5 protein-coding genes and 1 tRNA gene are annotated in these 4,684 nt (G+C 72.7%); 4 read left to right on the top strand and 2 right to left on the bottom strand.

Translation table 11 applies throughout. From position 1 onward, the window contains the following. The first annotated feature begins 207 nt into the window (after positions 1-207). A tRNA-Ala gene (locus ACFQ79_RS40350) sits at positions 208-282 on the top strand. 25 nt (positions 283-307) lie between these two features. Then, the gene (locus tag ACFQ79_RS40345; protein WP_383593283.1) at positions 308-799 is read left to right on the top strand and encodes an anthrone oxygenase family protein; all 492 of its coding nucleotides are present in this window, start codon (positions 308-310) and stop codon (positions 797-799) included. Positions 800-1,080: 281 nt separating this feature from the next. On the opposite strand, the gene ACFQ79_RS40340 is transcribed toward ACFQ79_RS40345, so the two are convergent. Both ACFQ79_RS40340 and ACFQ79_RS40335 read right to left on the bottom strand, forming a co-directional pair. Then, entirely contained in the window at positions 1,081-2,004 is a 924-nt protein-coding gene (locus ACFQ79_RS40340) for a tetratricopeptide repeat protein (protein WP_383593280.1), read from the bottom strand. 7 nt (positions 2,005-2,011) lie between these two features. Then, positions 2,012-3,013 (bottom strand): GNAT family N-acetyltransferase, encoded by a 1,002-nt coding sequence (locus ACFQ79_RS40335; RefSeq protein ID WP_383593277.1) that lies wholly within the window; start codon positions 3,011-3,013, stop codon positions 2,012-2,014. Between the two features lie 112 nt (positions 3,014-3,125). Here ACFQ79_RS40335 and fdxA point away from each other — a divergent pair, with 112 nt between their 5' ends. Together fdxA and ACFQ79_RS40325 are read left to right on the top strand one after the other, a co-directional pair. After that, entirely contained in the window at positions 3,126-3,446 is a 321-nt protein-coding gene (fdxA, locus tag ACFQ79_RS40330) for a ferredoxin (RefSeq protein WP_015035968.1), read from the top strand. A 108-nt stretch (positions 3,447-3,554) separates the two neighbouring features. Beyond that, positions 3,555-4,649, top strand: a complete 1,095-nt coding sequence (locus ACFQ79_RS40325) for a bifunctional succinyldiaminopimelate transaminase/glutamate-prephenate aminotransferase (RefSeq protein WP_383593274.1) — start codon at positions 3,555-3,557, stop codon at positions 4,647-4,649. The last annotated feature ends 35 nt before the right edge of the window (positions 4,650-4,684 follow it).

Genomic DNA, 4,684 nt, shown 5'->3' with positions numbered 1-4,684 from the left:
GGCTCCGCCGCGCCCCCGGCCGGCGCCTTGGCGGGGGGGGTGGTGCCCCCCACACTCGGAAAGAGGGCGGCCGCACCCGCACCCCACCCGAAACCCCCACCCCAGACACCTCACCCCCGCCCCCGCCCCCGCCCCCCGTCGCCGCCCAGAATCTCTCCGAAATCCCCTCGTCCCCCCGCCCCTTCCCCCGTTAAGATCATCCCAAGGGCGGGGTCGTAGCACAGAGGTAATGCGCCGCGATGGCATCTCGGAGGACGCCGGTTCGAATCCGGTCGCCCCGCCCCCCTAAAGCTCGGAGGCGGCGCTCTTGCGCGTACGGATGGCCCAGGCCGTGGCTCTGCTCTCCACCGGGCTGCTCGCCGGCGCGTTCGGTTACGGCGCGGCCAATCTCGTCCCCACCTTCCGTGCCGTGCCCCTCGACATGCGGCTGGACTTCCACACCCGGTTGATGGCGATGAACGGCATCACCATGCAGACGGCGATGGCGCTGTCCTTCCTCAGCTCCCTGACCCTGGCCGTCCTCACCCGGGGCCGCGCACGACTGCTCGCCGGCGCCGCCGCGCTGCTCGCTCTGGCTTCCTTCCTGATCACCCGCTTCGGCAACGTGCCGATCAACGGCCGGATCAAGGAGTGGGCCGCCACCTCGGCTCCCGCCGACCACGCGGAGATCCTGCATCGCTGGGAGCTCTTCAACCTCGCGCGCACGTCCACGGCCCTCGCCGCGTTCGTCCTGCTCATCGGCCTCGTGTTGAGCGGACCTCGCGGCGCGGACGTGGATCCCGGCGGTCCCCGCCCCTAGCCGCTCCCGCCTCGCCCTGCCCCGCCCCTAGCCGCTCCCGCCCCGCCCCCTCCCTCAGGACGCCTCCGGCATCGCCGCCACCGAAGGCGATGCCCGTTTCCCGGCGTTCGCCCTTCGCGTCATCGGCGCGAGGCGTCGGCCTCCCGCCGGAACCGCGACCGGAAACCCGGCGTCGTCGGCCAGGTCCGCATGCACCTGTTCGACCGCGACGAGCTGTCCGTTCGCCGCCGTCCCGAGCCGGACCCGTCCCCTCCCGCACGATCCGGCCCGCCGGCCACGTCCTAGTTGAGCCGCGCCCGCGCCGCCTGGGCCCGGCGCCGGATCGTCGTCGCCGACTCCGGGTCCACCGCGTCCATGACGTGTGCGTACGCCTCCATCTCCGCCGCCCCCGTCAGGAAGTCCCCGCGCTGGACGAGCAGCTCGGCGCGCTCGTAGCGGAGCCTCGCCGGGTGGGAGGGCAGCAGCAGGGAGAGTTCCACCGCCCACAGGGCCACGTCGGAGCGCTCCGGGCGGGGGGCCGCCCAGGCGCGGATGTTGTTGAGGACCCGCAGCACGATCGCGCCGGGCTCGGCGGGCCTGAGCATCGAGCGGTCGAGGGCCTCGCCGGTCGCGCTGGTCACCAGGAGCTCGGCGTCCGGTCCCGTCATGGGGCGGCCGCCCGAGAAGGGGTCGGCGAGGTGCAGGTCGGCGGGGTCGCCGAAGCCCACGACGAAGTGGCCGGGCAGTCCGAGCCCGTACACGGGGGCGCCGGCCCGCCGTGCGACCTCCATCCAGACGACGGAGAGCAGGATGGGCAGGCCGCGGCGGCGCCTGAGCACCTCGTGCAGGAGCGAGGACTCCAGCCGCTGGTAGTCGGCGGGCACGCCCTCGAAGCCCTCCCGGTTGCCGAGGAGGTCGGCGAGGGCGGTGGCCCAGTCGCCGACGATCCGGGTGGCGTAGGGGACGAGCCCGGCGAGGCGGTCGAGTTCGATCTCGGCCTCGTTCAGGACGTGCCGGGTGACGGTGGGGTCGGCGACCGCTCCGATCAGCAGGCAGAGCCGGGCGAGGTCGGGCCGCTCCGACCGCGCCTCCTCCGCGAACTCCCGCCGCCAGTCGGGCGGGTCCGGGCTCTCGCGGGCGTCCTCGCCCGCTGCCCCGTCGTGCCGTGCTCCGTCCTCCGGTCCGTTCTCCGGCCCGTCCTCCGGTGGTGGTACGTCCTCCGTCACGCCTCCGTCACGCCTCCGCCCATCGGTAGTGGTGGTAGTGGTGGTGCGGCGCGAAGCCCATGCCGTCGTAGAGCGCCCGCGCGCCGTCGTTGTCCGCCTCCACCTGGAGCCAGGCCGCCGACGCGCCCTCGTCGAGGGCCTGGCGGGCGAGCGCCGTCATGACGGACGTCGCGAGGCCCCGGCGCCGCTGCCCGGGGTCCACCTCGACGGCCATGAAGCCTGCCCAGCGTCCGTCGACCACGCACCGTCCGATCGCCGCCGGTACCTCTCCCGTGCCCGCCACGGATGCGAACCACACACTCGGGCCGGACGTCAGCACCGACCGTACAGCGGGGCCCGGTTCGCCGAAGCGCTGGTAGCGGCGGAGCCACGACGCGTCGAAGGTCCGGGAGAGGCGTACGGCGGAGACGTCGGCGTCCAGGTCGCCGATCGGGGCCAGTGCCGCGATCCGTACCTCGGCGGAGACCTCGCGCCGCCAGCCGTGCCGGTCGAGGGCCGCGCAGAGCAGTTCCTGGGCGCCCTCGGCGCCGGTGGCGGTCTGGATGTAGGCGGGGAGGCTCCGTGCCTCGTACCACGCGCGTACGTGCGTCAGGGCGTCGGCGATCGGCAGTCCCGGATCACCTAGCGGGAGCACCGAGTTGGCCCGCCGGGTGAAGCCGTCGGAGGCCCGCAGGGTCCACTCGCCGAGCATCTCGCTCTCGACCGGCGGCCACGCGCGCGCGGTGGCGCGGGCCAGCTCGGGGAAGGTGGCGGAGGGGCCGCGCCGGCGGGCCGGGGCGGGCGGGACGATCTTCCCGGCGACCAGGGTGGATTCCGCGATCCGGACGCCGTCGCCGCTCTTTCGTGTGATCAGCAGCACAGAGTTGTCCCATGATGTGAGAACGCCGACCGCGTCGGTGAACTTCTCACCCGCCGCAGCTGAGTCCGTCACGTACCGAACGGAGACACGTTTTCCCACGTCAGCGCTGGTAATTCGGACCTCTAGGCGTCCTCCGCCGGTGAATTCCACAGCTTCTCCGCCCCTCCTGTTCGGATCGCCCCCAAGAACGGAGATACTAGGTGCGGGCATCGACGACGCCGCGCTCCCGCGCAGACCAGCCCTATCGAGGAGGAACGACAGCGTGACCTACGTCATCGCGCAGCCTTGTGTCGACGTGAAGGACAAGGCGTGCATCGAGGAGTGCCCCGTCGACTGCATCTACGAGGGCAAGCGGTCCTTGTACATCCACCCGGACGAATGCGTCGACTGCGGGGCCTGTGAGCCGGTCTGCCCGGTCGAGGCGATCTTCTACGAGGACGACACCCCGGAGGAGTGGAAGGACTACTACAAGGCGAACGTCGAGTTCTTCGACGAGCTCGGTTCGCCCGGTGGTGCCTCCAAGCTCGGCGAGATCGAGCGCGACCACCCCTTCATCGCCGCCCTGCCGCCGCAGAACGGCTGATCGACCGCTTCAGGTCGAATCCGGTCCCGTACGGCGTCGGCCGCCGTACGGGGCCGAGGCGTTTCCCGACGCCTCACCCGCGCACGTACAGGAAGTGAGAGCCAACCCGTGAGCGCAGTCTCTTCGCGCCTGCCCGTCTTCCCCTGGGACAAGCTGGAGCCGTACAAGAAGACGGCCGTGGCGCACCCCGACGGAATCGTGGACCTCTCGGTCGGCACGCCCGTCGACCCGGTCCCCGCGCTGATCCAGGAGGCCCTGGTCGCGGCGGCGGACTCGCCGGGCTATCCGACGGTGTGGGGGACGAAGGAGCTTCGGGACGCGCTGACCGGCTGGTGCGAGCGGCGGCTGGGCGCGGTGGACTTCGCCCACGAGAACGTGCTGCCGGTGGTGGGCTCCAAGGAGCTGGTGGCCTGGCTGCCGACGCAGCTGGGTCTCGGCGCGGGCGACCGGGTTGCGTACCCCCGGCTCGCGTACCCGACGTACGAGGTCGGCGCGCGGCTCTGCGGCGCGACGCCCGTGGTCTACGACGACCCGACGCTGCTGGACCCGGCGGGGCTCAAGCTGCTCTGGCTGAACTCCCCGTCCAACCCGACCGGCAAGGTCCTCTCCAAGGGCGAGCTGACCCGGATCGTGGCCTGGGCGCGCGAGCACGGTGTCCTGGTCTTCTCCGACGAGTGCTACCTGGAGCTGGGCTGGGAGGCCGACCCGGTCTCCGTGCTCCACCCGGACGTCTGCGGCGGTTCGTACGAGGGCATCGTCGCCGTCCACTCTCTGTCCAAGCGCTCCAACCTGGCCGGCTACCGGGCCGCGTTCGTCGCGGGCGACGCGGCCGTGCTCGGTGAGCTGCTCCAGATCCGCAAGCACGGCGGCATGATGACGGCGGCGCCGGTGCAGGCGGCGACGGTCGCGGCGCTCGGCGACGACGCGCACGTGGCCGAGCAGCGGGAGCGGTACGCGGCCCGCAGGGCGGCGCTGCGGGCGGCCCTGGAGGCGCACGGCTTCCGGATCGAGCACAGCGAGGCGAGCCTGTACCTGTGGGCGACCCGGGACGAGCCGTGCTGGGAGACCGTGGCGTACCTGGCGGAGAAGGGCGTCCTCGTGGCGCCGGGAGACTTCTACGGCGAGGCGGGGGAGCGGTTCGTACGGGTCGCGTTCACGGCGACGGACGAGCGGGTCGAGGCGGCGGTCAAGCGCCTCGGCTGACCGTCCACGGCATGCGGAAGGGCCCGGGGAGCAGC

It is taken from the genome of Streptomyces sp. NPDC056480 (assembly GCF_042795405.1).
Lineage (GTDB): Bacteria > Actinomycetota > Actinomycetes > Streptomycetales > Streptomycetaceae > Streptomyces.
Note: the sequence above shows the minus strand (reverse complement) of the source record. Positions and strands in the feature narration are given on the sequence as shown.